Below are 25,938 nucleotides of genomic sequence, written 5' to 3' on the forward strand. Positions count from 1 at the left end.
AAGGGTTAAACGTGCACCGGCGTGCGAACGCGGCCGGCGTTGCCGAAGATGCGCAGATAACGCTCGACCTCGGCCGGACTGCCGGTGGCTTTTTCCGGGTTGTCCGAGAGCTTGACGGCCGGCCGGCCGTCGACCGACGTGACCTTGCACACGATCGAGATCGGATCGAGGTCGGCAGAGCCGTCCGGCGCGCAGCCGACAAAATCATTGGTCAGGTTGGTGCCCCAGCCGAAGCTGACGCGGACCCGGCCGGCAAAATGCTGGTAGGTTTCTTCGATCGAGTCGGCATCCATCCCGTCGGAAAATACCAGAAGTTTTTCCTTGGGGTCTTTACCCTTCTGCTTCCACCATTTGATGATCTCTTCGCCGGCGGCGATCGGCGGCGCGCTGTCGGGGCGAAAGCCGGTCCAGTCCGCCACCCATTCCGGCGCGTCGCGTAGGAACGATGTGGTACCGAACGCGTCGGGCAGCGCGATCAGAAGATTGCCGCCATAGGTGTGGCGCCATTGGTCCAGGATACGATATGGCGCATGGCGCAATTCTTCATCGTCGTTGGCCAGTGCGGCCGCCACCATCGGCAATTCATGCGCATTGGTGCCGATCGCTTCGAGGTCGTTGTCCATCGCCAGCAGGACGTTGGAGGTGCCGGTAAAGGAGGCTCCAAGACCTTCCTTCACTGCCTCGACGCACCAGCGCTGCCACAGGAATCCATGACGACGACGGGTGCCGAAATCGGACAGCCGCAGGCCGTCGAGTTTGCGCAAGCGCTCGACCTTGGTCCAGAGCTTTGCTTTGGCGCGGGCGTAGAGCACGTCGAGTTCGAAGCGGCCCTGGCCCTTGGTGACGCGACGCGAGCGCAGTTCGTTGAGGATCGCGAGCGCCGGGATTTCCCACATCGTGGTGTGGGTCCAGGGCCCGTGAAAATGCAACTCATACTGGCCGTCGACCTTGTGCAGTTCGTACTCGGGAAGTCGGAAGGTCGCGAGCCAGTTGATGAACTCAGGCGAGAACATCTGGGTCTTGCCGTAGAACGTATTGCCGGCCAGCCAAATCAGCTCCTTCTTGCTGAAACGGACGGTGCGGGCGTGGTCGAGCTGGGCGCGGAGTTCGCCTTCGTCGATCACCTCGGCGAGCCGGACATGCTTGCTGCGGTTGATCACCGAAAAGGTGGTGCGCGTGTCCGGGTAGAACTCCCGGATCATTTGCAGCATCAAGAGCTTGTAGAAATCGGTATCGAGCAGGCTGCGCACGATGGGATCGAGCCGAAAGCCATGATTATAGGTGCGCGTGGCGATATCTGTGACTGTCATGGGCCAACCGTAACCTGCCGAAAAGCTTGCAGCTAGAGCCATTTCGGCCGGGCGCCATGAGAAAAGGATGAGAAAAATAGGCGAAAAATACCAGCAAGATCAGTGCGTCGGGCCCGACCTGGCGCGGCCGACCGCCGCTGCAACGCCACTCCAGGGCGGTTTGCCGGGGGCGAATTGCTGCCGCAGGTACGACACCAGCCCGGCGACCTGGTCGTCGTCCATGCTGTCCTTGAAGGCAGGCATGTAGCCGAGATCGCTGGAAACCGGCGCGGCAATCCCATGCAGGATGACTTGAATCAAATTATCGGGCACCGCGCTATGCAGATTGCTGTTGAGCGCCAGCGACGGCCGGCTGCCGAACAGCGGCGCGCCGCCGACCTCATGGCAAACCGCGCAGGCGCCCTGATAGATCCGGGCGCCGGCGGAGGCCGCCGCCGAAGCCCGGGTGCCGGTCGACGCCTCGAACTGGGCGGCGAGTGCTTCCTGCACCGGTCGATCGATCGGCGCCTCGTTGAACGATCCGAGATAGACCGCCATGGCGCGAATATCCTGGTCGGGCAACGCGGCGAGTTCTTTCACGACCGGCGCCATCGGCCCGGCAGCGACGCCGTGGAAACGGGATTCGCCGGAACGCAGATAGACAAACAGCTCATTCTCGCTCCAGGGGATCGGGGCGTGCGACAGCGACGTCAGCGGCGGCGCTTCCCAGCCCTCGGCAAAACCACCGGCGAGATAAGCGTCGGCCTTTTCCGCGCCGAGCGCGTTGCGCGGCGAATGGCACGCGCTGCAATGGCCGAGGCCTTCGACCAGATAGGCGCCGCGATTCCACATCTCTGATTTGGTCGGGTCGGCCTGGAACGCTTCCGGCTGGTGAAACAGCGCGTTCCATCCGGCCAGCAGCGGGCGCAGGTTGAACGGAAACGCTAGCTTAGTCGTGGGCTGCTCGGCACGCACCGGCGCCTGCGCCATCAAATAAGCATAGAGCGCTTGCAGGTCTGCATCCGTCGTCTTGGCAAAATGCGAATAGGGGAACGCGGGATAGAGATGCCGGCCGTCGCGATGAATGCCTTGGCGCATCGCGCGTTCGAAGGCAGGGTAGGACCACGCGCCGATCCCGGTCTCGACGTCGGGTGTGATGTTGGTGCTGTAGATGATGCCAAACGGCGTATCGAGCGCAAGGCCGCCGGTATTGACGATGCCATGGGTGTTGGTGTGGCAGACTGCGCAGTCGCCGAGCGCGGCCAGTTGCCGGCCGCGCGCGATGGTCTCAGCCGAATAGACCGACGGATCCGGCCGGGCGATCGGCGCGATCCCGCGCCACGGCAGCACCGCGGCGCCGATGCCGACCACCGCGGCGCATAACGTTGCGAGGCCGGCGACCACGCCGCGCCGGGCGGTAAAAGGCTTTCGCCATGTGTCGGACGGGACAGGCGAGGGCGGCGGTGCGGGAAGTGCTGTCGCGATCGGCGCTTGCTCGCCGCGCAATCCCTTCAGGATACGCTCCGGCGTGAACGGCAGTTCGCGAAAGCGCACGCCGGTCGCGTCATAGATCGCGTTGGCGATCGCCGCGGCGCTTGGGACCGACGCGGACTCGCCGACCCCAAGCGGCGGCTGGTCCGGGCGCGGCAACAGCAACACGTCGATTTTGGGCAGGTCCGGAAATTTGATGATGGGGTAGGCGCCCCATTCGCGGCTCGTCACTGAATTGCGATCGAACGTGACTTCTTCCATCAGCGCGCGGCTGGTCGACTGGACGATGTTGCCGTGGATCTGATGGCGGACGCCATCCGGATTGATCATCAGGCCGGAATCCTGTCCGGCCACCACGCGCGTCACGCTGACCTCGCCGGTCGCCTTGTTGACCGCGACGTCGGCGATCCAGGCCGACCATGCGGCGCCGTAGCCGGGGAATTTGCTGTGCACGTAAAGCGCATAGGCAAAACCGCGCCCGCGCACGATATCGCCTTCGGCGACCGGCGCCTGCCATATTGGACGTGGCGTCCATTCCGCGCGCTCGGCAACCGCCTTGACGAGATCGACCGCGCGCGGATCCCTCAGGTAACGCAGGCGATATTCGATCGGGTCGACGCCGGCTTCGGTGGCGAGTTCGTCGATGTAGGATTCATGGGCAAAGGTGTTCGGCAGCGCCGATACGCCACGCAGCCAGGACGCGCGCACGATCGGCGGCATGTCGTGCGCCACCACGCGCAGGTGCTCGTAATCGTAAGGCGGGATCGCGGTGCGGTCGCCCATCTCGAGCACCGCCGCGACCGGGGCGATCTTTCCGGTCAGCAGCAGCGCCAAGGTCGGCGCGCCGTTCGAGGGATAGCGGGTGGCAAAATCATAGCCGGCAACGCTGCCGTCGGCGGTCAGGCCGCCTTTGACGTCCATCAATTGCCCGGTGCCTTTCGGCTCCCAGGCGTGCTCTTGTTCGCGGGTCAATTGCACCCGGACCGGACGGCCGACCGCGCGCGACAGCAACAGCGCATCGGCGGTGACGTCATCGGCGCAATTGCGGCCGTAGCAGCCGGCCGCTTCCATCCGGATCACTTCGATGCCGGCTTCCGGCAGTTCCGCCAGCAAGGCAAGGTCGGCGCGCAGCACATGAGGGTTTTGCGTGCCCGACCACACCCGGATATGGCCGTCCCGAACATCCGCTACGGCGCAGGACGGACCGATCGACCCGTGCATCTGGTAGGGCCAGACGTAGGTGCGATTGATCGGTGTGGCGGCTTGTGCGAGAGCGGTGTCGACGTCGCCTTTGTCGATCAGCGTCCGCGGCGTCGATGGGTTGGCGCGTAATGCGGTTTCGACGTCCTTCAGGTCGGGCAGCGTCGGCGTCGGCTTCCAATCGACCTTGAGCAGGGCTGCCGCCTTGATCGCGTTCTCCTCGCGCTCGGCAACGATACCGACGAAGTCGCCGATCTGCACCACGGCGATCAGCCCCGGAATATCCCGTACCGAAGCCTCGTCGATCGCGACAAAACTGGTGCCGACGAATGGCCCCGCATCGACGCCAGCGTAGGGCGGACGGACGACGCGGCCGTGCAGCATGCCGGGCAGGCGTACATCATGGACATAGACCAGTTCACCGGTCGCCTTCGCGGGAAGATCGACGCGCGGCACTGACTGCCCGACGATGGTGTAGGCGCCGACGTCTTTCACCACGACATCGTTGGATAGTTCGAGACGGACGGTCTCGCCGGCGATCAGCTCGCCGTAGCTGATGCTTCGGTTGTGGCCGCGGATCAGGCCATCCTCGATCGCAAGATCGCTCTCGGGCAATTCCAGCCGTTCGGCCGCGCGTGCAAGCAGGAACAGCCGCGCCTGGGCCGCGGCCTTGCGCAACGGCACCGCCGTGATCTGGATGGTTTCGCTGGCGATGGTCGCGCCCTGATTGGGAACGCGGGTGGTGTCGCCGAGCACGACGACGACGCGCGCAAAGGACACGTCGAGTTCTTCGGCGACGATCTGGCCAAGCGCGGTCCTGATCCCGGTTCCGAGATCGACATGGCCATTATAGGCGGTGACCGCGCCGTCGGCCGTGATCTTGACGAAGGTCTCAAAGCCTCCGGTCGCGGACGCGGAGGGCCGCACCACCGACAATGATCCCGGGGGTGTCGCGCGCCGCGGCTGTTCGGATAGTTCGGGTGTCGTCATCAGCCTTGCGCCTCAACGGCGCGGCCCGCGGCCCGCATCGCCGCGCGCATGATCTCAATATGCGCGCCGCACCGGCATAGATTATGGCGCAACGCTTCCAGCACCTCGGCTTCGGAAGGCTGAGGGATCCGATTGAGCAACGCCTTGGTGCTCATGATCATGCCGTTGAGACAGTAGCCGCATTGCGCCCCTTGTTCCCTGATGAAGGCATCCTGCACGGGATCGGGATGCTCGCGGCTGCCGAGGCCTTCGAGCGTCAGCACGTCGCGGCCGACGCAGCCTTCGATCGGGATCACGCACGAGCGCGCCGCGATGCCGTCGATCAGCACCGTGCAAGCGCCGCATTCGCCGAGGCCGCAGCCATATTTAGGTCCGTTCAATCTTAGATCATTGCGCAATACATAAAGCAGCGCCGTATCGGGAGCGGCGTCGACATCGTGGATGCCGCCGTTGACGGTCAGGCGGGTTATGGTCTGCGTCATGCTCCTCGTCCCGACGGGCTTGGTTGCGCTGCAAAAAAGCGGTGCCAAACCGCTTGCGAAGATACCGTTTGCATACAAACGCGCAACCGGCGGGCTGTTGCGGTGCAATCCGTTGCCCGGTTTATGAACAATGGCGGCAGGCAATTGAGTTTTTATTCGGCAGACGTGGCGCTGGATCGAAAGGAAGCTTGACAGGTCCAGGCTCCACGCGCAACATCGTTCGTATACAAATGAAATGCCCGACGGCGGAAATCCACTATGATCGATGCCGCGGGATTTAGCTAAGATGCGCCATTACCGATTTGACTGATCCGGCTTTCGCCGGCGACAGGCCTGTTCATGGTGACCGAACCGACGACCGCCACTGCTGGCGACAAGATCCGCTGCGATGCCTGTCCGGTGATGTGCTACATCAAGCCGGGCGCGGCCGGCGCGTGCGATCGATATGCCAATCACGACGGCGAACTGGTTCGCGTCGATCCGCATATCGTGCTGGAGCGCACGGTCTCCCACGGCGGACGGCTGGTGCCGTTTCAGGCCGGCGGCGACTGGGACGGCACGCTGGTGCGCGAGCCCAGCATGTTCGTCACCGCGATCGGGGCCGGCACCACCTATCCCGACTACAAACCGGCGCCCTTCATCGTGTCGTCGGAAATCGATGGCATCGACATGGTCACCGTGGTGACCGAAGGCATCTTTAGTTATTGCGGCGTCAAGGTGAAGATCGATACCGACCGTTATCTCGGTCCGGAGACCGCGACGGTGCGGGTGCAGGGCGAGGCCGTCGGTCACGTCACCACCAGCGAATACGGTTCGCAGATGCTGTCGCTGGGCGGCGTGCATCATCTGACCGGCGGCTCCAAGAAAGAAGGCCGCATCACCTGCGATGCGCTGATGGACCTCAGCAATTGCAAACCGGTGGAGCTGACCATCGATGGCGGCGCCACGGTGGTGGTGCAGGCCGGCTATCCCCCGATCGTCAACGGCGTCGCCGAGGAACGGATGCGGGTCGGCTGCGGCTCGGCCACGATCGGCATGTTCGCCAAGCAATGGCAGGGCAAGGTCGATGAGGTCGTGGTGGTCGACGACCACATCACCGGCGTGCTGTCTGAACACCAGGCCGGCAAGCTGCTCGACATTCCCGATACCGGAATCAAGATGAAGGGGCGGCGCTCGACCCCCGGGCGTTACTTCCAGGTCGCTGAGCCTGGCACCGGCTGGGGCGGCACCAAGATTTCCGACCCGCTGACGGTTTTGGGCCCGTTCGATCCCAAGACCGCGCGTCCCGGCACCACCATGCTGATGGTCTCGACCACCGGGGAGCACGCGGCCTATTACGAACTCGACGAGGCGCTGAAGCCGGTCGAGAAAGAGATGCCGCTCGATCTCAAGCTGTCGGTCGAGCGCATCCAGGAAAATTGCGAACCCGCGTTGTGCACCGTGTTGTTCATGGGCGGGGCGGGCGGATCGTTGCGGGCGGGCGTGACCGACAATCCGGTGCGGCTGACCCGCTCGGTCAAGGATTCGCTGACGCGCGTCACCAGCGGCGGCGCGCCGGTATATGTCTGGCCCGGCGGCGGCATCACCTTCATGGTCGATGTCACGCAGATGCCGGTGGGCGCTTTCGGTTACGTGCCGACCCCGGCGCTGGTCGCGCCGATCGAGTTTACGCTTCGGTTGTCGGACTATGCCGCGCTCGGCGGCCATATGGATTATGTCCGCCCGCTGGCGTCGCTAAAGGACAACACGGAAATCCGCCAGATGCCGGGACGGCGCGCATGATTCGGCTTCCGCAAATCGCATGGCTGGCCGATGGCAGGCGGCTGCATTTGCAGGATGGTCCGATCGAGCTGATCGTGGAAGCCGAAGGCCGCGAGATCGATGTTCGCGCAGCCTATCAGGCGGCGGCGCGGCGTTTTACCGGTCTGCTCGATGAACTCTGCGCGGAACTGACGGAATTGCGCGCGGCGGCAGATCCGCGACAATGCGCGCTCAAAGGCGTCGTCGCGCGCCGGATGCATCGAGCGGTGGCGCCATTCGCCGCCGACCATTTCATCACGCCGATGGCCGCGGTTGCCGGCAGCGTCGCGGAAGAGATTCTCGGCGCGATGCTGGGCGCAGCGCCGCTGCAACGCGCTTACGTCAACAATGGCGGCGATATCGCGCTGCATCTGGCCGACGGCAAGCGATTTTCGATCGGGCTGATAGATCGGCCGGACCAGCATGGCGTGTTGCGGACACTTGATATTAGTGCCGACGATGCCGCGCGCGGCATTGCGACCAGCGGACGCCACGGGCGCAGTTTCTCGCTCGGCATTGCCGATGCGGTAACGGTGCTGGCGCGTACCGCCTCGCAGGCCGATGCCGCCGCTACCATCATCGCCAACGCCGTCGATCTGCCGGGGCACCCTGCGATTGTCCGTTGCCCCGCCAATTTGCTGCAGCCCGATAGCGATCTCGGGGCATGGCCTGTCACACGGGACGTCGGTGAATTGTCTGATCGTGAGATCGAGGATGCGCTGGAGGCAGGCGCAAGTTGCGCGCGCCAATTACTTTTGTCGGGGTTGATCGAGGGCGCTACGTTGCGCTTGATGGCCAGGACAGTGACGGTCGGTGCGAGCCGAACCGACGCGCGGACCACGGACAAACTGAGTCAAGGCGTGCCGGAGCTGATGCATGCTTGAAGTTGCAATAGAAGGCGGAACGCGATGAGCGCAATCATTCGCAAGATTGTCACGGTGGTTGAAGAGACGCATCTGGAGATGGGGCAGACGATTTCGCCGCCGACCCGGCGCGCGGCGGCGATTGCCGTGATCGAAAATCCGTTCGCCGGCCGATATGTCGAAGACCTTTCGCCGCTGATCGCGATTGGCGAGGAACTCGGCGAACTGCTGTCGAAAAAGGCGGTTGCGGCACTTGGGATCGACGGCGCCAAGGCGCAGAGCTACGGCAAGGCGGCCGCGGTCGGCGAAAACGGTGAACTCGAGCATGCGGCCGCGATCTTGCATCCGAAAATGGGCGCGCCGGTGCGCAAGGTGTTGAGCAAGGGCGCGGCATTGATCCCATCTTCGAAAAAACGCAGCGGACCGGGAACGACACTGGACATTCCGCTCGGCCACAAGGATGCGGCGTTCGTGCGCAGCCATTTCGATGGCATGGAGGTACAGATCAATGACGCGCCGCGTGCCAACGAGATCATGGTCGCGGTAGCAGTCACCGATAGCGGCCGGCCACTGCCGCGGGTCGGCGGCTTGACCGTCAAGGAAGTCAAGGGCGAGGACGGCTTACGATAATTTCTCAGACATTGGAGGCGTGAGGATGCGGGCAAGCAGATATTATTTCTTGGGAGCGGGATTGGCGATCGCACTTTCCGGCATGGCAAATTCCGCCATGGCGCAAAGTGAAATTAAGATCGGCGAAATCAACAGCTATTCGCTGTTGCCGGCGTTCACCGACCCTTATCGCAAGGGCTGGCAGCTGGCCGTTGAAGAGATCAATGCCGCCGGTGGCATCGGCGGCAAGAAGCTCGTCGTGGTCTCCAAGGACGATGGCGGCAAACCCGCCGACGCGCAGACCGCCGCCAATGAGCTGGTCTCGAGTGAAAACGTCGCGATGCTGACCGGCACCTTCCTGTCCAACATCGGCCTTGCCGTCAGCGACTTCGCCAAGGAGAAGAAAGTCTTCTTTCTCGCCGCCGAACCGCTGACCGACGCCATCACCTGGGCCAAGGGCAATCGCTATACCTTCCGGTTGCGGCCTTCCAACTACATGCAGGCGGCGATGCTGGTGGAAGAGGCCGCGAAATTGCCGGCCAAGCGCTGGGCCACCATCGCGCCGAACTATGAATACGGCCAGTCGGCGGTTGCGGTGTTCAAGAAGCTGATGTCCGAGAAGCGGCCCGATATCGTGTGGGTCGATGAGCAGTGGCCGCCGCAGGGCAAGATCGACGCCGGTCCGGTGGTGCAGGCTGTCGCCGCCGCCAATCCGGAAGCGATCCTCAACGTCACCTTCGGCGCCGATCTGGTCAAGCTGGTGCGGGAGGGCAATACCCGTGGTCTGTTCAAGGATCGTTCGGTGGTGAGCTTCCTGACCGGTGAGCCGGAATATCTCGATCCGCTGAAGGATGAAACTCCCGAAGGCTGGATCGTCACCGGCTATCCCTGGTACTCGATCAAGACGCCAGAGCATGATGCCTTCCTCAAGGCATATCAGGCCAAGTACAACGACTATCCGCGGCTCGGCTCGATCGTCGGCTACGAGACCATCAAATCGGCAGCGGCGATCCTCACCAAGGCCGGTTCGACCGATCCGGAAAAGCTGATCGCCGCCGCCGAAGGCATCGCCGTGCCGTCGCCGTTCGGCGAGATCTCCTTCCGCAAGATCGATCACCAATCGACGCTTGGGGCCTTCGTCGGCAAGACCGCGCTGAAGGACGGCAAGGGCATCATGGTCGATACGTCGTATCGCAAGGGCGCCGATTATTTGCCGAGCGATGCCGAAGTCGAAAAGCTTCGTCCGAAGGAGTGATGCGGGCTCCAACTGCGTAGGGTGGGTTAGCCGAAGGCGTAACCCACCACTTTCGTGAACGGATCGGTGGGTTACGCTTCGCTAACCCACCCTACAAAATGCACTAACCCGGACCGCCAATGGCCTTTTATGTCGTCCAGTTCCTGACAGGTTTGGCCAGCGCCGCGTCGCTGTTTCTGGTCGCGTCGGGCCTGTCGATCATTTTCGGCGTGACGCGGATCGTCAACTTTGCCCATGGCGCGTTCTACATGCTCGGCGCCTACGTGGCGTTTACGCTGACTGAGCGTTTTTCAGGTGCGCTTGGATTTTGGGGCGGCATGGTCGTCGCGGCGTTGGTTGTAGCCGCGGTCGGCGTGCTGGTCGAGATGGTGCTGCTGCGACGGATTTATCATTCGCCGGAATTGTTCCAACTGTTGGCGACCTTTGGTTTGACCCTGATGGTCGAGGATCTGGTGGTCCTGATCTGGGGCCCGAACGATCTGTTGGGCCGCCGCGCACCGGGCCTCAAGGGCGCGGTCGATTTCTTCGGCCAGAACATCCCGAGCTATGACCTGTTTCTGATCGTGCTCGGTCCCGTCGTGCTCGGCATTCTCTGGCTGCTGTTCCAGCGCACGCGCTGGGGCATCCTGGTTCGCGCGGCGACCCAGGATCGCGACATGGTGGCGGCTCTCGGCGTCAATCAGAAATGGCTGTTCACCAGCGTGTTCGCGGTCGGCGTGTTCCTGGCGGCGCTTGGCGGCGCGCTGCAAATTCCACGCGATGCAGTCAACCACGCGATGGATTTGCGGATCATCGTCGATGTGTTCGTCGTGGTCGTGATCGGTGGGCTCGGCAGCATCATCGGCGCCTTTGTCGCGGCGGTGCTGGTCTCCGAACTCAACGCCTTCGGCATCCTGATTTTTCCGAAGATCTCCATCATCCTGGTGTTCCTGGTGATGGCGGCGGTGCTGATCGTGCGCCCCTGGGGCCTGTTCGGAAAACAGGAAGCCGCCGCGCGGCGCACGCCGGGCCTGACCGTCAATCCCTGGCGTCCGCTCACCTCGGGCGAGCGGCTGGCGGCGATGGTTGCGCTGATTGTGGCGGCCGCGTTGCCGCTGGTCGGCGGCAACTACGCGCTCACGGTAGGCTCGGAGGTTGCGATCTTCGTGATCTTTGCCGCGAGCTTGCATTTCCTGATGTCGGTCGGCGGGCTCGCCTCATTCGGCCACGCCGCTTATTTCGGGCTCGGCGCCTATGGGGTGGCGCTGCTGGCCAAGATGGCCGGTCTGCCGATGATCGTGTGCCTGTTGCTCGGCCCGCTGCTGGGTTGTGTCGGTGCTGCCGTGTTCGGATTTTTTGCCGTGCAATTATCCGGCGTCTATTTCGCGATGCTGACTTTGGCCTTCGCGCAGATCGTGTGGTCGATCGCGTTCCAGTGGGTCGCGGTGACCGGAGGCGATAACGGCATCCTCGGCGTATGGCCGGAAAAATGGGTGTCGAGCGCGTCGCATTTCTACTGGCTGTCGCTTGGCGTCGCCGCCCTGGTGGTCGCCGCACTCCGGGTCATGGTATTTTCTCCGTTCGGCTTTGCCCTTCGAGCCACCCGGGATTCGCCGCTGCGCAGTGAGGCCATCGGCATCAACGGCAAGCGCATCCAGTGGACGGCATTCGTGATCGCGGGAACGGCTGCCGGGATCGCCGGCGCGCTGTTTGCCTATCTCAAGGGCAGCGTATTTCCCGATAATCTCGGCATCTCGCTTTCGGTCGATGCGCTGGTGATGGTGCTGCTCGGTGGCGTCGAGACGGTGTCCGGTGCCGTGGTCGGCGCCATCGTCTACAAGGCGCTCAACATCTGGCTGGTGAGCCAGACCGATCTTTCGAAACTGGTGCTGGGCGGCTTTATCGTCCTGATCGTGGTCGCTTTCCCGAAGGGCATCGTCGGGGTGCTGGAGACCATCCGCAATCGCCGCCGGTCGGCGTCGTCGAAATCCGCGCTAGTCACCTCCCGCATCGAGACCGCCGAATGAGTGTCGCGCCCATCCTGCTGTCGGTCGAAGGCCTGACCAAATCCTATGGCGGGGTGCACGCCGTGCGTGGCGTGTCGTTCGAGCTGCGCGCCGGCGAAATCCTGGCGCTGATCGGTCCCAACGGCGCCGGAAAAAGCACTTGCTTCGACATGCTCAACGGCCAGAACGTCCCCGATAGCGGCCGCATCAATCTGCTCGGCGAGGATACCGCCGGCAAGAAACCACGCGCGATCTGGCGGCTGGGTGTCGGGCGCACCTTCCAGATCACGGCGACCTTTCCAACCATGACGGTGCGCGAGAACATCCAGGTCGCGCTGGTGTCCTATGGCCGGCAGCTGTTCAATCTCTGGCGCTCGACGCCGGGTTTTGCAAAGGCCGAGGCCGGCCGTCTGCTCGACCTGGTCGGGATGGGCGCTTACGCCGAACGCCCTTGCGGCGAACTCGCCTATGGCGATCTCAAACGGCTGGAGCTCGCGGTCGCGCTCGCCAATCAGCCAAAGCTGCTGCTGATGGACGAGCCGACCGCCGGCATGGCGCCGCGCGAGCGTATCGAGTTGATGCGGCTCACCGCACGGATCGCCAAGGAGCAATCGATCGGTGTGCTCTTCACCGAGCACGACATGGACGTGGTGTTCGAGCACGCCGACCGCATCATCGTGCTCAATCGCGGCCTGCTGATTGCGGAAGGATTGCCCGAACAAGTCCGCAACGACCCGCAGGTCCGCGCCGTCTATCTCGGCGGCGGCCTGATGTACGACGCACGGCACCACGAAGGTGCGGCGACATGAAGCTGTCGGTTCAGGACCTCAACAGCCATTATGGCCCGGCGCATATCCTGTTCGATATCGCGCTCGAGGTCGGCGATGGCGAGGTCGTCGCATTGCTCGGGCGCAATGGCGCCGGCAAGTCGACCACCTTTCGTTCGATCGTCGGTCTGGTCGAGCAGCGCTCCGGCCGCATCATGTTCGAGGGCAAGGACGTATCGAAGGAGCCGACCCATGCGATCGTGCGCGGCGGCCTCGGTTACGTGCCGGAAGAACGGCGTATCTTCACCGATCTGACGGTGGAGGAAAATCTCGAAGTCGGCCGTCAGCCGAAGCGGCCGAACGCGCCGCAATGGGATCGCGAAAAGCTGTTCAAGTTGTTTCCGAACCTCGGCGAGATGCGCAACCGTCCGGGCGGACGCATGAGCGGGGGCGAGCAGCAAATGCTGACGATCGCACGCACTTTGATGGGCAATCCGTCGCTGGTGCTGCTGGACGAGCCGTCGGAGGGCCTGTCGCCGAAGATCGTCGAGCAAATGGTCGAGGCCATCCTGGCGATGAAGAAGGAGGGCGTCAGCATCGTGGTGTCGGAGCAAAATCTGCATTTCGCCCGGCTGATTTCCGACCGCGCCTATATCATCGAACGCGGCCGGATCTGCTTTGGCGGCACCATGAGCGAACTCGACGCCCGTCCGGATATCCGCGACGCGCATTTGTCGCTGTGACGGCCCGCAACGGAGGCATCGCAATGGGCAGGGGCGTCGCAGCGAAACGAAGCGTCAAACCGCCAAAGCCGTCCTACATTCTCGACGAGCAGATCGGCTTCATCCTGCGCCAGGTCTGGCAGCGTCATGCCACGATCTTCGCCCGCGAGATCGGTATCAACCTGACCTCGGCGCAATGGGCCGCGCTGTCAAAACTCACCGAGACCGGGCCGTGTTCGCAGAATCAACTGGGCCGGTTCACCGCGATGGATGTCGCCACCATCAAGGGCGTGATCGACCGGCTCACCGCGCGCGGCCTGACCGAAACCAGCCCCGATCCCGAAGATGGCCGGCGCCTGCTGGTCAGCCTTACCCGCGCCGGGCAGCAGGCGGTCGAAAAGGCCGCCCCAAATGCGCTGGTGATCACGCGCGAAACACTGGCGCCGCTCGATGCTAGAGAGCGCGAGACGCTGATGGCGTTGCTGGAAAAGTTGCGGTGAGCGGCCCTCAGGGCGCCACCGGCACGGCTTGTTGCGATCTTCCGGACTCTTTCCATAAGACGAGAAGCGCAACGAACAAGATGCCTGTCACGGCGGTGCTGAGGGGCAGGCCGAGCATGTTTCGGCCGGAAACAAAGTCGCCGACCGCGGTTCCCGCCGCCCTGATCGCGACAACCGTCAGCCAGTAAAACGGCAGCCAACGAAGCGGTCCTCGCCGCCCGATCAGGAACAGCACGGCCACCATCGGCGAGAGCAAGGCCATGGCTCCGGCATCATCGAGCCGCAAATTGTGCGAGCAGAAGTCCCCGATCACGGTCCCCAAGGTCCCGGCGATGAACATGCAGACCCAGTAGCCGAGATCCGCGCGAAGCAGATTGTCAGCTTTATTGGCGAGCCGCCGCCAGGCGAATTGCCAGCTCAGCCACAACGCCGCGACGAGAAGGATCGTCAGGACGGCCATCACCCATATCCTCGGCAGTTTCAAATCGCCGGCGGCAAAATCCGCGAAGTTCGTCGCAGCCGTTCTCACGATGATGATCGCGAGCCAATAGTAGGTTTGGTGTTGCGTCCGGTCGAAGCGTTCGGCGACCATCACGATAGCGAGCGCCGCTGCCAGAAACGGCAGGCCCGCGACATGGCCGAGGCCGAGGTTTCGCGCAAACAGGTCGCCCATGTTGGCGCCGAAGATGCTCGCCAGGCACAACGCGCTCCAATAGCGCGGCCCCAGCGTGGGCAGGTGGTTGGGCTGCATCGATGTCGTCCTCCGCGCTCCGCTCAATGATACGTCGATTGATTACGCTTCGGTCGCGCGGGGTTTGCCCGGATGCCTGCCGGCGCGTTGCGGAAGCAACGCGACGCAAGCGATGATGACGGCAGCCAGGATCGCCGAGGCGTAGAACCTGTTGAAGGAAAGACCGCCGCTATCCGTCGGCTTGTCGAGCAGATCGCCGAGCGTCGCGCCCAGCGGCCGGGTCAGGATGAAGGCGGCCCAGAACAGCAGGGTTCGCGAGATGCCGGTCAGGAAATAGGCCGCCGCGATCAGCGCCAGACCGGCGGCGAACACCAGCGCGCCGCCCTCATATCCGAGGCCATTGGTATCGGCCATCCAGTCGCCCAGCGCGGTACCGAGCGTTTGCGAGAACAGGATCGCAACCCAATAAAACGTCTCGATCTTCGGCGTCGAGACCGTGTTGACCGAAACCGAACCGGCCGACCAATACCAGATCGCCAGCGAAGCCATCAGCAGAACGAACAGCAGGGAGGCGCCACCGGGGTAACCGATGCCGAGCGAGCGATCGGCGAAATCGGCCATGGTGGTGCCCGCGGTCGTGGTCGCAATCACGACCAGCCAATAGAGGGACGGATGAAATTTCTTCGCCGCGATCTGCGCGCCGACGACGACCACGAAGATTCCGATGAAGATAAAGCTGCTGACGGCGTAGCCAAGATTCATCGACATCGAAACCGCGTCGCCGCCAGTTTCGCCCAGCGTCGTCGCCAGTACCTTGATGATCCAGAACACCAGCGTGATCTCCGGAACCTTACTGCGTTCGATATCCTGATCCATGCGGATGACCCTTTCGGTCGTCTTGGGGCGCCGGCGCTATTTTGCGCTTTTGGTCTGTGCTTCGGTCGCGCGCCGCAGCCGATTGAGATTTTCAAGCGAGGCCAACGCTGCCTTTGGCTTCGCGGCAGCGAGCGACAGCACCAGGGCTTCGAGGCCGACGAGGGTCGTGCCATGAAGCGCCATCTGGCCCGGGCGTCCGCGCGGAATGACCACGCAGACATCGGCCAATTTCGCCAACGGCGTATCGTCGGCTTCGGTGACCAGAACGGTCGGCAGGCGCAACGCCCTGGCTTCGGCAAATACCGCCTTCACCTCCCGGTAGAGACGGCCATAGGCGAGGATCAACAGCGCGTCGCCGGCGCCGAGATCGAGAAGCTGATCGGCCAGCATCGATCCGGTCGCGCTGATCGTTCGGCTGCGGCGGCCGCTTCGCGCCAGCAGGATCGAAGCATAGGTGGCGAGCGCCGCGGACGGACCGATCCCGAACACGGCGATGCGATCGGCGCCGTCGAGAACGCCAACACCCGCCGCGATCTGGGCGCGGCATTTGCCGGATTGCAGCACGGCGAGGCCCTCGGCGTGCGCTTGCAGGACGCCGTCGAGCGCTTCACCGCTTGCTTTCTCAAGATCGACGAGGGTGCGCCGCATGTCGTCGGCCGGCGTCGAGGCCGTTGGCGAGTTCAAAATGGCGCGCTTGAGCGCGGCGAGGCTGGCGAAGCCCAGGGTTTGAACGGTGCGCAACACCGTGGCGTCGGAGGTGCCGATGCGGGCGCCGAGCGCGGCGGCCGAACTCGCCAGCACCACCTGCCGGTTTTCATCGATGAATTTAGCCACGCGCAAGCCGGCGGCGCCGAGTTGCTGATGTGCCCGCCGCAGCACGCGATCGAGCTCAGTTCCGGAATCGAGGGCGGTTGCGATGGCCAAAAGGCGGCTCTCCCGGCACGTAGGTAGTAAATGGAACTCGACGCCACGGTGTGTAGCATATACTACATGATGGTGAGATCAAGCGGATTGCGTTACCCGATGGCCGATAGCTTCAGACATCTGATGCGTTCAGGAACCTGCGCCTGTCTTGTGCTGGTGCTGCTGACGCAATCCGCTGTCGCCGGACCGCCGTATATTTCCGACGACCCCGAACCGACCGATTACCAGCATTTCGAAATCTACACGTACAGCCTCGGCGCCACGACGCGCACCGGCACGACCAGCCAGAGCGGTATCGATTTCAACTACGGCGCCGCGCCGGATCTTCAGATAACCGCAACCTTGCCCGCCGGCATCGAGCAGCCCGCCGGCGAGGGCGCCAGCGTCGGCTTGAGCAATGTCCAACTCGCCGCCAAATACCGCTTTCTGCACCAGGATTCATTCGGGCTGGATGTCAGTGTTTTCCCGCGCATTTTCCTACCGGCCAGTTCAAGCAGCTTTGGCGATAATCATGCGTCGTTGCTGCTGCCGGTGTGGGTGCAGAAGGACTGGAGCGGTGGTTGGTCCGCGTTTGGCGGCGGTGGGTGTACCGTCACCGAACGCCGCGCGGTGGATTTCTGCCAGGCGGGCGCGGTGCTGACCTATCAGCTTCTGCCAAAATTTCAGCTCGGTGCGGAGCTGTTTCACCAGACCGCCGATTCAGTCGGCACGCCGGCGACCACCAGCGTCGGCATCGGGTGGCGCTATGACCTGAACGATAACTATCACCTGCTGGGTTATGTCAGCCGCGGAATCGAAAACATCAACGAGACCGATCAAGTTTCCTGGTACGCCTCCGTCTTGTTCACATTTTGAGGCGACGAGATGCGCGCCGCAGAGAAGAGAAAGGATACCGCATGAGTTTCCAATCCTGGCAGGTATGGGCCCTCCTGTCGGCGGTGTTCGCGGCGCTGACGGCGATCTTTGCCAAGATCGGCGTCGAGAATATCAACTCCGATCTCGCGACCTTCATTCGCACCATTGTCGTGCTGGTCAGTTTCCTGCTGTTGCTGCTTGCCACCGGCCAGTTCGTGCCGCCGCAGCAGATTTCAGGCCGGACCTGGACTTTCCTGGTGTTGTCGGGCCTTGGGACCGGCGCATCCTGGCTGTGCTATTTCCGCGCCTTGAAGCTCGGTCCGGCCTCGCTGGTCGCCCCGGTCGACAAGCTCAGCGTGGTACTGGTTGCGATCTTCGGCGTGCTGCTGCTCGGCGAACGGCCTTCACCCACCGGATGGCTCGGCATCGCCATGATCGGCTGCGGCGCCGTGCTGATTGCGGTGAAGATCTGAAGCGCCGCGCTGCTGACGGTGTTGCTTCGTCATTGCGAGCGAAGCGAAGCAATCCAGTGCCACAAGCAAGGCTGGATTGCTTCGTCGCTTCGCTCCTCGCAATGACGAACTAGGCTAATGCCCTCCGATAATCTCCGGTACCTTCGTCGCGGGCGGCGTGTTGCGGCTGCGCTGGGTGCGGATGATGCCGTCGATGATGGTCATGCCGATGCCGGGGAGGTCGCCGAGCTGCACGCTTTCGAGGATGGTCTTGCCCGGCGAGTGCTGTGCCCGATCCATGATGACGAAATCGGCGGAGCGGCCGATCTCGATCAGGCCGCAATCCAGCGCGCGCATCCGCGCGGTGTTGCCGGTGGCAAAGCAGAAGGCGAGTTCGGCGGGGATGTCGCCGAGCGATGATAGCATCGACACCATACGCAGGATGCCGAGCGGCTGCACGCCTGAGCCTGCCGGCGCATCGGTGCCGAGGATGATACGGCTGAGGTCGCCCATCTCGCGCGCGGTCCGCAAGGTGAACAGCGCCGAGCGTTCATTACCGTTGTGAACCAGTTCGAGGCCGCGCTTGCAGCCCTCGCAGATGCAGCGGATCTGGTCGTCGGGCAACGCGGTGTGGCCGCCATTGATATGGCCGACTACGTCGGTGTCCGCTTCCAGCACCACGTCCTTGTCGATCAGGCCGGAACCCGGGATCGAGGGACCGCCGGTGTGGATGGTGCTCTGAATGCCGTATTTGCGCGCCCACCCCACCATCTTGCGCGCGGTCGGGCCATCCTTGACGCCGCCGAGGCCGACTTCGCCGAGCAGTTTGACGCCGGCTGCGGCCAGCTCCTTGAAATCGTCCTCGACCATCTCGCACTCGATGACGGGCGCGCCAGCATGCACCTTCACCCCGCCGGGGCGCAGCGTCCAGAACGCGCGCTGCGCGAAAATCGCCATCGCCTTGAGGCCGACGACGTCGCGAGGGCGGCCGGGCATATGCACTTCGCCCGCGGAAATCATGGTGGTGACGCCGCCATGCAGATAGCTGTCGATCCAGCCGCTTTGATTCTGCCGCGGCGTCCAGTCGCCGGCGACCGGGTGGACATGACTGTCGATCAGGCCGGGCGCGACGGTGGTGCCGGCGGCATCAACGGTCGTGGTGGCGCCCTCGGTGTCGACGTCCTTGGCGCGCCCGATGGCGGTGATCTTGCCGTTGTCGGCCACGATGGTGTCGGCGTCGAGGATCGGCTTTTCCAGCGCGCCCGACAGCAGCAGGCCGATATTGCGGATCACCAGTCTGCTCGGGCCGCTGGCCTGGGGGGCGTCATGGGCCATGGGTTTTGTCCTTTTTGTTCAATGCCTTCGCAGGCTGTGGAGATCCATTCTGCCCGTGCCTTGACGCCGGGATCAAGTTGGATTATTCATTTGTGTACAAACGATTGTATACGAATGAATTAAGCGTCGCAAATCGGGCTTACTCCAGCGGGATCGGCAGCATGAGCAATTTCAACCAGGAAAGCGTTTTGAGCGTCCATCACTGGACCGATACGCTGTTCAGCTTCACCACCACCCGCGATCCGTCGTTCCGTTTCCGCAACGGCGAGTTCACCATGATCGGCCTGAAGGTCGGCGAGAAGCCGCTGCTGCGCGCCTACAGCGTCGCCAGCGCCAATTATGAAGACCGGCTCGAATTCTTCTCGATCAAGGTTCCCGATGGCCCGCTGACCTCGCGGCTTCAGCATCTGAAGGAAGGCGACGAGATCATCGTCAGCCGCAAGGCCACCGGCACGCTGGTGATCGACAATCTGGAAGACGGCCGCAATCTGTATCTGATCGGCACCGGCACCGGCTTGGCGCCCTTCCTCAGCGTGATCAAGGATCCCGAGACCTATGAGCGCTTCGAAAAAGTCGTGCTGCTGCACGGCTGCCGCCGCGTCGCCGAACTCGCTTATGGCGAGATGATCACCAAGGAATTGCCGAACGACGAAATGATCGGCGAATTGGTGCGCAACCAGCTGATCTATTATCCGACCGTGACCCGCGATCCCTTCCGCAATCGCGGCCGCATCACCGACCTGATCACTTCAGGCAAGCTGTTCAGCGATATCGGGTTGGCATCGCTCGAGGCCGAGCATGATCGCATCATGATCTGCGGCAGCCCGGCCCTGGTTCAGGACACAAGGGCGCTGCTGTCGGACAAGGGATTTGTCGAGGGCAATCACGGTGAGCCGGCCCAGTTCGTGGTCGAGAAGGCGTTCGCGGAACGCTGAGCCGCGTTCGAATTATTCGCGACGGGGTCGGGAATCCGCCCAACCGGGCGGCACCGATGCGACGGGCGTCCAGTCCGCGGCAAGCCGCTGGCCCTCGGTGATTTCATTCGGCGACATTTTCGATCCGACCGCGTCGCGGTACCTTGCATAGACATCGCGCTGAGGCCCGGTTGCGTGGGCCGCGGCAAGGTCGAGCCATTTGTAGGCGAGCACGAAATCCTCCGGAACGCCGTAGCCCTTGTCGTACAGCAATCCGAGCATGGCCTGGCCGAACGGATCTCCTCGCGCGGCACCTTGGGCATAAAGACGGGCCGCGACGGGATAGGCTTTTGGTTCACCAAAGCCGTGTTCGTACAGGAAGCCGAGCAGGGCGAACGCCCGGGTGTTTCCGCGCTCGACCAAAGGCTCGAGCTCCTTCGCCGCCCGATTATAGTCGCCGCGAGAATAGGCCGCGGTGCCGCGCGCCAGCGCGTCGGCATGCGCGATCGATGTTGTTGCGATGCACGTCAACACGACGAGCGATATCGCCGACAGACGCCGCCGCACGAAAGCTGCTGCACCCGCTATTTCGCTATCAGTGCACGACACTGGTGGTGATCGCCTTGTTGCTCGATGTGGTCGCGATATCGCCGCGCATTTTCGAGCGGAACTCTTCGGCCACGTTATGCGCCTCCGAGCCGTTGCGAATGATCTGCGGCCGGATGAAAATGATCAGCTCGGTGCGCGCGGTGGAATTATCCTGATGTCCGAAGGCATCGCCGAGGCCGGGAATCTGATCTAGCCCTGGAAGTCCGGAGCGGGTGCCGTTCTTTTGTTCGCTGATCAGTCCAGCCAACAGCACGGTCTGGCCGTTCGCCACCGAGATGGAACTCTTGACCTTCCGCTCCGACACCGTCGGCGTCAGGCTGGCCGCGGTTGCGGTCGACACGTTGCTGATTTCCTGCTCGATGTCGAGCCTGACGTTGCCGTTGGCGCTGACGCGCGGCGATACCCGCAGGATGATGCCGGTGTTGCGATAGTCGATGGTGTTGACGACCGTGTTGCTGGTCGTCAGCACGGTGGCGCTGCCGGTGGACACCGGCACCGCATCGCCGACTTGCAGCGTCGCGGTCTGGTTGTCGATCACGACCAGCGACGGATTGGACAGCACCTTGACGCTGGTGACGGTGTGCAGCGCGTCGAGAATGAAACTCGGTTGCGTTTCGGAGCCGACCAGGAAGTTGAATCCGGGAAACGCACGATTGATGAAAGCGTTGGAGACCGATCCGGCGACGCTGGCAAGCCCGGTCGTGGGATCGGTCGTGGTGGCAGGCGCGGTCGCCGCCTGGGTGCCGAGGACGGAGCCGGTGTTCGGCTTCAATCCGAGATTCTGGCTGGTGATATAGGCCTGAACGCCGTAGCTCAAATCGTTGTTGAGCGTGACCTCGGCGATGGTTGCGTCGATCGCGACCTGCAGCTGCGGTTGATCGACCTGCATCAGCGTGGTTTCGATGATGTGGTAGTTGGCCTGATCCGCGTAGATCAACAGCGTGTTGTTGACGACGTCAGGCGTGATCCGCACATCCTGCAACAGCGGCTGATTGTTGCCGGAACTCGCGCCGTGGCCGCTGTCGAGCGCGCCGTTGCCGCCCGCACCGGCACCTTGCCCGCCGGTTCCGCTTCCGGACGCGCTGTGGGAGCCGAAACCATTGCTTGATGGTGACGATGATGACGACGGCGATGATGACGATCCGTTGGGATTGAGCGAGAGACGATCGCCGCTCGATGTCGCCGAGCTGCCCGATCCCGGCGCGATCTGGTTATCGGCGCTATCGAGCAGGCTGGAGGAAGAGCCGCCGATGAACATGTCGGTCAACAGTCGCGCGATCTGGCGGGCTTCGCCATACTTCACCCGATAGACGTGAACGGTGGTTCGCGCGGTATCCTCGCGGTCGAGCCGCTTGATCCAGGTTGCCGCCATACGCAACATGTCCGGCCGCTTGCTGACCACCATGATGGCGTTGAGGCGGGCGATCGGCTGAAATTTGACGACGTTCTGGCTGAGGCCGTTCTCGCCGGAATCGACGATCTTTTCCAGTTCGGCGATGATCGGCGCCGGCGTGCCGCTCGAAACGGGAAAAATGCCGACCGATTGACCGCGCATCCAGTCGACGTCGAAGCTCAGCGCGGTGTCCACGGCGGTGCGGCGTTCGGCGCCGGTGCCCTGAATCAGCAGAAGATTTCGCGTCACATCGGCGCGCACCGTGCCGGCCTTGGTCGCAAAACTGTCCATCAGTTTCAGCAGCGTCTGCGCCGAGACAAATTGCAACGGCACGACCGAGACACCGAAACCAGGTTCTGGACTGGCGCCGGCGGAATCGACCCGTCCTGCGCCGACGGCATCGCCGAGCGGCGTCAGGCGATAGCCCGCGGTGTCGTGCAGCAGCACGACGCCGCTGAGCCGCAAGGCATTTTCCAGCACGAAGACGATATCGGATTTGGGAACCGGCCGCACCGAAACCAGGCTGACGGTGCCTTGCACTCGCGGATCGATCGTGTAGCCGACGTTGAGGATGTCGCCGAGCACCACCTTGGCGACGGTCGCCACCGGGGTGTTTTCAAAATTGAGATCAAAACCGTTGCCGCTGCTTGCGGGTTGCGGCCGCGCGTCGGAGACGGCGGTCACCTCGGTGCCCTCGTACATCACCGCACGACTACTGCCGCCCTGGCCGGACATTTTCGTCACGGCATCGACTGGCTGCGACTGGCGCGGCAGCAGATCCAGCGAGCGCACGCTGTCGAGCACGTCGAGCTCGGAGCCGTCCTTGGTCGATGTCGTGCCCGTGGTGGCGGAATTGCACGAGGCCAACAGGCCCATGGATAATAGAGTAAAGACAGCGCAAGCGCTGCGACCGATTAACCGGTACCGGCCCAGCATGCCGACGCGTACCATAAGTTCCCGCCATTCCGAGTGTGTGCTTGGACATGCGGATCGTTCGCGCGGATGGTTTGCGACGATGCCGAAGCCCGGCCGCATACCTAGCGCCGGATCATGACAGAAATAATTGTCGGCATCGTTGGCCGGTCAATCAATTCATCATGCGTTGATTCCGCGACACACTGCGTTGCGATCATTGGCGAATGTCGGTGACAAATGTTTTTGAGCGGCTTCAACGCGGGCCGCTTCGCACGGCTGTCATACTTCGGATCAATAACCATCCCGGTTGCAGGAAATCGCGGTCGATGTCCCGCGATCCATCGACCGATCCTCAAAAGCGGCGCGACCGGAAAGACAAATGGCCAGCGATCTGTCCTCGCGGTTCGTGGAATATCTGCGTCAAAGCAATCATTTGACGACGCCTGACGACCGTGTCGATGCTGCCGGCCAGGACGGCGCCGATCGCCGCCAGGTCAAGTTGTGGGAACTCGCCGATCTGTCGGCCAGCGAGTTTGCCGATGAGGCCGCGCGTTTCCATGGGCTCGAGCGTGTTTCGCTGCAGGACATGATCGCGGCGTCGCCGCTGGTGGCGTCGTTCTCGCAGCGGTTCCTGCGCGAGATGGTGGTGTTTCCCTATCAATCGCCTGATGGCAGCGCCACGCTCGCGATCGCGGACCCGACCGACATGGCGGCACAGCGCGCGGCACAAATCGTGCTGGGCACGGGTATCGTCGTCAAGGTCGCAACGTTCGACGATATCGGGTTGGTCCTCAATCAGCGGCTGGATCAGCACGATGTCGATGCGGCAGGCGGCGCGCCGTCGCAACCGCGCGAAGACGACATCGAGTCCTTGCGAGACCTTGCCAGCGGCGCGCCGGTGGTGCGGGCCGTCAACGACCTGCTTGAAAAAGCGGTGGAACTGCGCGCCAGCGACATTCACATCGAGCCGTTTTCGTCGGGGCTCGTCGTCCGCATGCGCATCGACGGGTTGCTGCGACCGGTGGGGGCGCCGTCGGGCGTGTTGCCGCAGGCGGTGATTTCCCGCATCAAGATCGTTGCCAACCTCAATATCGCCGAACGCCGTCTGCCACAGGATGGCGCCGCGCGGCTGCGCGCTGGGCGTACCGACGTCGACATTCGTGTTGCGATCATGCCGACGCAGCACGGCGAATCCGCGGTCATCCGTATCCTGCCAAAGGACAGGGGGCTCTTGGTCGCCGAGAAGCTCGGATTTTCCGCGGCGGACGACGTCACGCTGCGGCGGTTGCTGAAAATGCCGCATGGCATGATCGTGATTACCGGCCCGACCGGCAGCGGCAAGACCACGACGCTGGCGACCATCCTGTCGATCCTCAACGAACCGGTTCGAAAGATCCTGACCATCGAGGATCCGGTTGAATATGAAATCCCCGGCGTCAATCAATCGCAGATCAAGCCCGCGATCGGACTGACCTTCGCCGCGGCGCTGCGCTCGTTCGTGCGCCAGGATCCCGATGTGATCATGGTCGGCGAAGTGCGCGATTCCGAGACCGCGCATGTCGCGGTCCATGCGGCGCTCACCGGGCATCTGGTGCTGACGACATTGCACACCGAAACCGCGGCCGCGGCGGTACCGCGTCTGCTCGATCTCGGCGTCGAGGGCTATCTGTTGCGGTCGGTGCTGCGCGCGGTGATCGCGCAGCGGCTGGTTCGCCAGTTATGCGAGCGTTGCAAATCGCCCCGGGTTCTGGCCGAGGCGGATCTCGTCGAGGATCCGCGGTTAGCGACGTTTGGCTTTCGGGCAGGTGAAGTCCTGCAGCAGCCCTGCGGCTGCGAACGCTGCGGCGGCACCGGCTATCGCGGCCGGCTCGGTGTGTTCGAAGTGCTGGAACTGACCAACGATCTTCGCGAGCTGATCGGCGAGAAGACCGACGGGCTGAAGATTGATCAGATGGCGATCGGCGCGGGGATGACGACGATGCTCGACGACGGCATTGCCAAATGCCGCGCCGGCCTGACGTCGCCCGCCGAAATCCTCCGCGTCACGACGGTGAGGTGAACGCGTGCCGAATTATCGCTACCGGGCCCTGACGCAGAACGGCGAAATCGTGAACGGCACGCTCTCGGCGCCGACTTCGGCGGAAGTAGCGCGCCGGATCGAATATCTGCGGCTGCTGCCGATCGAAACCGTCGAAGATAAGGGCGCCCGGGCGGCCTCCGGCGGTTACGGTTGGTTCGGTCGGCCGAGTGCCGCGGAGATCACGACCTTCACGCGGGACCTGGCGCTGTTGTTGCGGGCGGGCGCCCGTCTCGATGCTGCGCTTGAATTGCTTTCGAGCGACTCCGATGTCGGGCGATTGCGTCCGGTGGTCGGCAAACTCCGCGCCGCGCTGCTTGCCGGCGAGAGCCTGGCGGATGCCGTTACCGACCACCCGGCCTTGTTTCCGCCGATGTACGGCGCGCTGGTGCGTGTCGGCGAGCTCTCAGGCACGCTCGATCAGGTACTCGATATGCTGGGTGCGGAGCGGGCGCGATCCGAACTGATGCGCCGCAAGCTCACCGACGCGATGCAATACCCGGCCTTCGTGCTAGTCGCCGCCGCCGCTGTCATGCTGTTCTTTATTCTGTTCGTGCTGCCGCAATTCTCGGCGGTGTTGCAGGATTTCGGCTCGAAGTCGGATACCGCGCTCGGCGCCTTCATCAAGTTGTCGGACTTTCTGCGAGCCAACGCCACCGCCGCGTTGCTTGGCTCCGCCGCGGTGATCGCCGGGGTCTGGTGGCTACTGCGCCGGCCCGGCGCGCATGCCGCGATCATGAACGTGCTGTCGCGCACGCCCGGCATCCGCGGCATCTTTCAATATTACCGCACCAGCCTGTTTTGCCGCAATCTCGGCGTGCTGCTCGGCAGCGGCGTCAATCTGACGGCGACCCTTCGCATCCTGGTCGACATCATGGCGGTCACCGGAAGCGAAGACAGCTGGACCGCCGCCGCCGATCGCGTTCGTCATGGCGGCAAGCTTT

The 25,938-nt window shown here is 63.4% G+C and carries 22 protein-coding genes; 13 read left to right on the top strand and 9 right to left on the bottom strand.

Annotation, left to right across the window (positions count from 1 at the left end):
* Positions 1-5 precede the first annotated feature (5 nt).
* From pncB to GSQ88_RS21885, 3 genes are all read right to left on the bottom strand, one after another.
* Positions 6-1,310 carry a nicotinate phosphoribosyltransferase gene (pncB, locus tag GSQ88_RS21875; protein WP_159009824.1) on the bottom strand — a complete coding sequence of 435 codons (1,305 nt, stop codon included), beginning with the start codon at positions 1,308-1,310 and terminating at the stop codon, positions 6-8.
* A gap of 99 nt (positions 1,311-1,409) precedes the next feature.
* A complete protein-coding gene (locus tag GSQ88_RS21880; protein ID WP_159009825.1) occupies positions 1,410-4,970 on the bottom strand; it encodes a molybdopterin cofactor-binding domain-containing protein in 3,561 nt (1,186 codons plus the stop codon).
* Positions 4,970-5,452, bottom strand: coding sequence for a (2Fe-2S)-binding protein (locus GSQ88_RS21885; protein WP_159009826.1), 483 nt, complete (start codon positions 5,450-5,452; stop codon positions 4,970-4,972). Before GSQ88_RS21885 ends, GSQ88_RS21880 begins: the two co-directional genes overlap by 1 nt.
* 339 nt (positions 5,453-5,791) lie before the next feature.
* On the opposite strand from GSQ88_RS21885, the gene GSQ88_RS21890 reads away from it, so the two are divergent.
* The 8 genes from GSQ88_RS21890 (at position 5,792) to GSQ88_RS21925 (ending at position 13,953) form a co-directional block, all read left to right on the top strand.
* The gene (locus GSQ88_RS21890) at positions 5,792-7,234 is read left to right on the top strand and encodes a 6-hydroxynicotinate reductase (RefSeq protein ID WP_159009827.1); all 1,443 of its coding nucleotides are present in this window, start codon (positions 5,792-5,794) and stop codon (positions 7,232-7,234) included.
* On the top strand, positions 7,231-8,136 hold the full coding sequence (locus GSQ88_RS21895) for a UPF0280 family protein (protein ID WP_159009828.1): 906 nt from the start codon (positions 7,231-7,233) through the stop codon (positions 8,134-8,136). The genes GSQ88_RS21890 and GSQ88_RS21895 overlap by 4 nt, the downstream gene beginning before the upstream one ends.
* A 24-nt stretch (positions 8,137-8,160) precedes the next feature.
* Positions 8,161-8,745: an amino acid synthesis family protein gene (locus tag GSQ88_RS21900; RefSeq protein ID WP_159009829.1), complete on the top strand. Its 585-nt coding sequence runs from the start codon at positions 8,161-8,163 to the stop codon at positions 8,743-8,745.
* A gap of 25 nt (positions 8,746-8,770) precedes the next feature.
* Positions 8,771-9,979 (top strand): ABC transporter substrate-binding protein, encoded by a 1,209-nt coding sequence (locus GSQ88_RS21905; RefSeq protein WP_159009830.1) that lies wholly within the window; start codon positions 8,771-8,773, stop codon positions 9,977-9,979.
* Positions 9,980-10,098: 119 nt separating this feature from the next.
* Positions 10,099-11,985, top strand: coding sequence for an ABC transporter permease (locus tag GSQ88_RS21910; protein ID WP_159009831.1), 1,887 nt, complete (start codon positions 10,099-10,101; stop codon positions 11,983-11,985).
* Positions 11,982-12,773, top strand: a complete 792-nt coding sequence (locus GSQ88_RS21915) for an ABC transporter ATP-binding protein (RefSeq protein ID WP_159009832.1) — start codon at positions 11,982-11,984, stop codon at positions 12,771-12,773. The genes GSQ88_RS21910 and GSQ88_RS21915 overlap by 4 nt, the downstream gene beginning before the upstream one ends.
* Complete coding sequence (locus GSQ88_RS21920; RefSeq protein WP_159009833.1) at positions 12,770-13,474, top strand: ABC transporter ATP-binding protein; 705 nt, start codon at positions 12,770-12,772, stop codon at positions 13,472-13,474. Before GSQ88_RS21915 ends, GSQ88_RS21920 begins: the two co-directional genes overlap by 4 nt.
* 23 nt (positions 13,475-13,497) lie before the next feature.
* Entirely contained in the window at positions 13,498-13,953 is a 456-nt protein-coding gene (locus GSQ88_RS21925) for a MarR family winged helix-turn-helix transcriptional regulator (RefSeq protein WP_159009834.1), read from the top strand.
* Positions 13,954-13,960: 7 nt separating this feature from the next.
* On the opposite strand, the gene GSQ88_RS21930 is transcribed toward GSQ88_RS21925, so the two are convergent.
* Genes GSQ88_RS21930 through GSQ88_RS21940 form a run of 3 tightly spaced genes read right to left on the bottom strand, consistent with a single transcriptional unit; the run spans position 13,961 to position 16,444 of the window.
* Entirely contained in the window at positions 13,961-14,704 is a 744-nt protein-coding gene (locus tag GSQ88_RS21930; protein ID WP_159009835.1) for a COG4705 family protein, read from the bottom strand.
* Positions 14,705-14,746: 42 nt separating this feature from the next.
* On the bottom strand, positions 14,747-15,520 hold the full coding sequence (locus GSQ88_RS21935; RefSeq protein WP_159009836.1) for a COG4705 family protein: 774 nt from the start codon (positions 15,518-15,520) through the stop codon (positions 14,747-14,749).
* Between the two features lie 36 nt (positions 15,521-15,556).
* Entirely contained in the window at positions 15,557-16,444 is an 888-nt protein-coding gene (locus tag GSQ88_RS21940) for a MurR/RpiR family transcriptional regulator (RefSeq protein WP_159009837.1), read from the bottom strand.
* A 123-nt stretch (positions 16,445-16,567) separates the two neighbouring features.
* On the opposite strand from GSQ88_RS21940, the gene GSQ88_RS21945 reads away from it, so the two are divergent.
* Positions 16,568-17,299 carry a transporter gene (locus GSQ88_RS21945; RefSeq protein WP_246784904.1) on the top strand — a complete coding sequence of 244 codons (732 nt, stop codon included), beginning with the start codon at positions 16,568-16,570 and terminating at the stop codon, positions 17,297-17,299.
* Positions 17,300-17,340: 41 nt separating this feature from the next.
* On the top strand, positions 17,341-17,772 hold the full coding sequence (locus tag GSQ88_RS21950) for an EamA family transporter (protein WP_159009838.1): 432 nt from the start codon (positions 17,341-17,343) through the stop codon (positions 17,770-17,772).
* A gap of 114 nt (positions 17,773-17,886) precedes the next feature.
* Here the strand turns inward: GSQ88_RS21950 and GSQ88_RS21955 are convergent, their stop codons facing one another.
* Entirely contained in the window at positions 17,887-19,086 is a 1,200-nt protein-coding gene (locus GSQ88_RS21955; protein ID WP_159009839.1) for an amidohydrolase family protein, read from the bottom strand.
* A 161-nt stretch (positions 19,087-19,247) separates the two neighbouring features.
* Here GSQ88_RS21955 and GSQ88_RS21960 point away from each other — a divergent pair, with 161 nt between their 5' ends.
* Positions 19,248-20,021, top strand: a complete 774-nt coding sequence (locus GSQ88_RS21960) for a ferredoxin--NADP reductase (protein ID WP_159009840.1) — start codon at positions 19,248-19,250, stop codon at positions 20,019-20,021.
* A gap of 12 nt (positions 20,022-20,033) precedes the next feature.
* Here GSQ88_RS21960 and GSQ88_RS21965 read toward each other — a convergent pair whose 3' ends face one another.
* Positions 20,034-20,567, bottom strand: a complete 534-nt coding sequence (locus GSQ88_RS21965) for a tetratricopeptide repeat protein (RefSeq protein ID WP_246784905.1) — start codon at positions 20,565-20,567, stop codon at positions 20,034-20,036.
* Between the two features lie 28 nt (positions 20,568-20,595).
* Positions 20,596-22,953, bottom strand: coding sequence for a type II secretion system secretin GspD (gene gspD, locus GSQ88_RS21970; protein WP_502706757.1), 2,358 nt, complete (start codon positions 22,951-22,953; stop codon positions 20,596-20,598).
* Between the two features lie 343 nt (positions 22,954-23,296).
* Between gspD and GSQ88_RS21975 the strand changes: the two genes are divergently transcribed.
* On the top strand, positions 23,297-24,976 hold the full coding sequence (locus tag GSQ88_RS21975) for a GspE/PulE family protein (protein ID WP_159009841.1): 1,680 nt from the start codon (positions 23,297-23,299) through the stop codon (positions 24,974-24,976).
* Between the two features lie 4 nt (positions 24,977-24,980).
* Positions 24,981-25,938: type II secretion system F family protein (locus tag GSQ88_RS21980; protein WP_246784909.1), on the top strand; the 958-nt coding region annotated here is incomplete at its 3' end.

It is taken from the genome of Bradyrhizobium sp. S69, assembly GCF_009766005.1.
Lineage (GTDB): Bacteria > Pseudomonadota > Alphaproteobacteria > Rhizobiales > Xanthobacteraceae > Bradyrhizobium.

What these genes read in the sequence shown, in the direction of transcription:
- GSQ88_RS21950 (WP_159009838.1), top strand. Translation starts at nt 17,341, where the DNA reads ATGAGTTTCCAATCCTGGCAGGTATGGGCCCTCCTGTCGGCGGTGTTC.
- GSQ88_RS21880 (WP_159009825.1), bottom strand. Translation starts at nt 4,970, where the DNA reads ATGACGACACCCGAACTATCCGAACAGCCGCGGCGCGCGACACCCCCG.
- pncB (WP_159009824.1), bottom strand. Translation starts at nt 1,310, where the DNA reads ATGACAGTCACAGATATCGCCACGCGCACCTATAATCATGGCTTTCGG.
- GSQ88_RS21925 (WP_159009834.1), top strand. Translation starts at nt 13,498, where the DNA reads ATGGGCAGGGGCGTCGCAGCGAAACGAAGCGTCAAACCGCCAAAGCCG.
- gspD (WP_502706757.1), bottom strand. Translation starts at nt 22,953, where the DNA reads ATGGTACGCGTCGGCATGCTGGGCCGGTACCGGTTAATCGGTCGCAGC.
- GSQ88_RS21900 (WP_159009829.1), top strand. Translation starts at nt 8,161, where the DNA reads ATGAGCGCAATCATTCGCAAGATTGTCACGGTGGTTGAAGAGACGCAT.
- GSQ88_RS21915 (WP_159009832.1), top strand. Translation starts at nt 11,982, where the DNA reads ATGAGTGTCGCGCCCATCCTGCTGTCGGTCGAAGGCCTGACCAAATCC.
- GSQ88_RS21975 (WP_159009841.1), top strand. Translation starts at nt 23,297, where the DNA reads ATGGCCAGCGATCTGTCCTCGCGGTTCGTGGAATATCTGCGTCAAAGC.
- GSQ88_RS21920 (WP_159009833.1), top strand. Translation starts at nt 12,770, where the DNA reads ATGAAGCTGTCGGTTCAGGACCTCAACAGCCATTATGGCCCGGCGCAT.
- GSQ88_RS21890 (WP_159009827.1), top strand. Translation starts at nt 5,792, where the DNA reads ATGGTGACCGAACCGACGACCGCCACTGCTGGCGACAAGATCCGCTGC.
- GSQ88_RS21930 (WP_159009835.1), bottom strand. Translation starts at nt 14,704, where the DNA reads ATGCAGCCCAACCACCTGCCCACGCTGGGGCCGCGCTATTGGAGCGCG.
- GSQ88_RS21910 (WP_159009831.1), top strand. Translation starts at nt 10,099, where the DNA reads ATGGCCTTTTATGTCGTCCAGTTCCTGACAGGTTTGGCCAGCGCCGCG.
- GSQ88_RS21935 (WP_159009836.1), bottom strand. Translation starts at nt 15,520, where the DNA reads ATGGATCAGGATATCGAACGCAGTAAGGTTCCGGAGATCACGCTGGTG.
- GSQ88_RS21945 (WP_246784904.1), top strand. Translation starts at nt 16,568, where the DNA reads ATGCGTTCAGGAACCTGCGCCTGTCTTGTGCTGGTGCTGCTGACGCAA.
- GSQ88_RS21960 (WP_159009840.1), top strand. Translation starts at nt 19,248, where the DNA reads ATGAGCAATTTCAACCAGGAAAGCGTTTTGAGCGTCCATCACTGGACC.
- GSQ88_RS21905 (WP_159009830.1), top strand. Translation starts at nt 8,771, where the DNA reads ATGCGGGCAAGCAGATATTATTTCTTGGGAGCGGGATTGGCGATCGCA.
- GSQ88_RS21955 (WP_159009839.1), bottom strand. Translation starts at nt 19,086, where the DNA reads ATGGCCCATGACGCCCCCCAGGCCAGCGGCCCGAGCAGACTGGTGATC.
- GSQ88_RS21895 (WP_159009828.1), top strand. Translation starts at nt 7,231, where the DNA reads ATGATTCGGCTTCCGCAAATCGCATGGCTGGCCGATGGCAGGCGGCTG.
- GSQ88_RS21885 (WP_159009826.1), bottom strand. Translation starts at nt 5,452, where the DNA reads ATGACGCAGACCATAACCCGCCTGACCGTCAACGGCGGCATCCACGAT.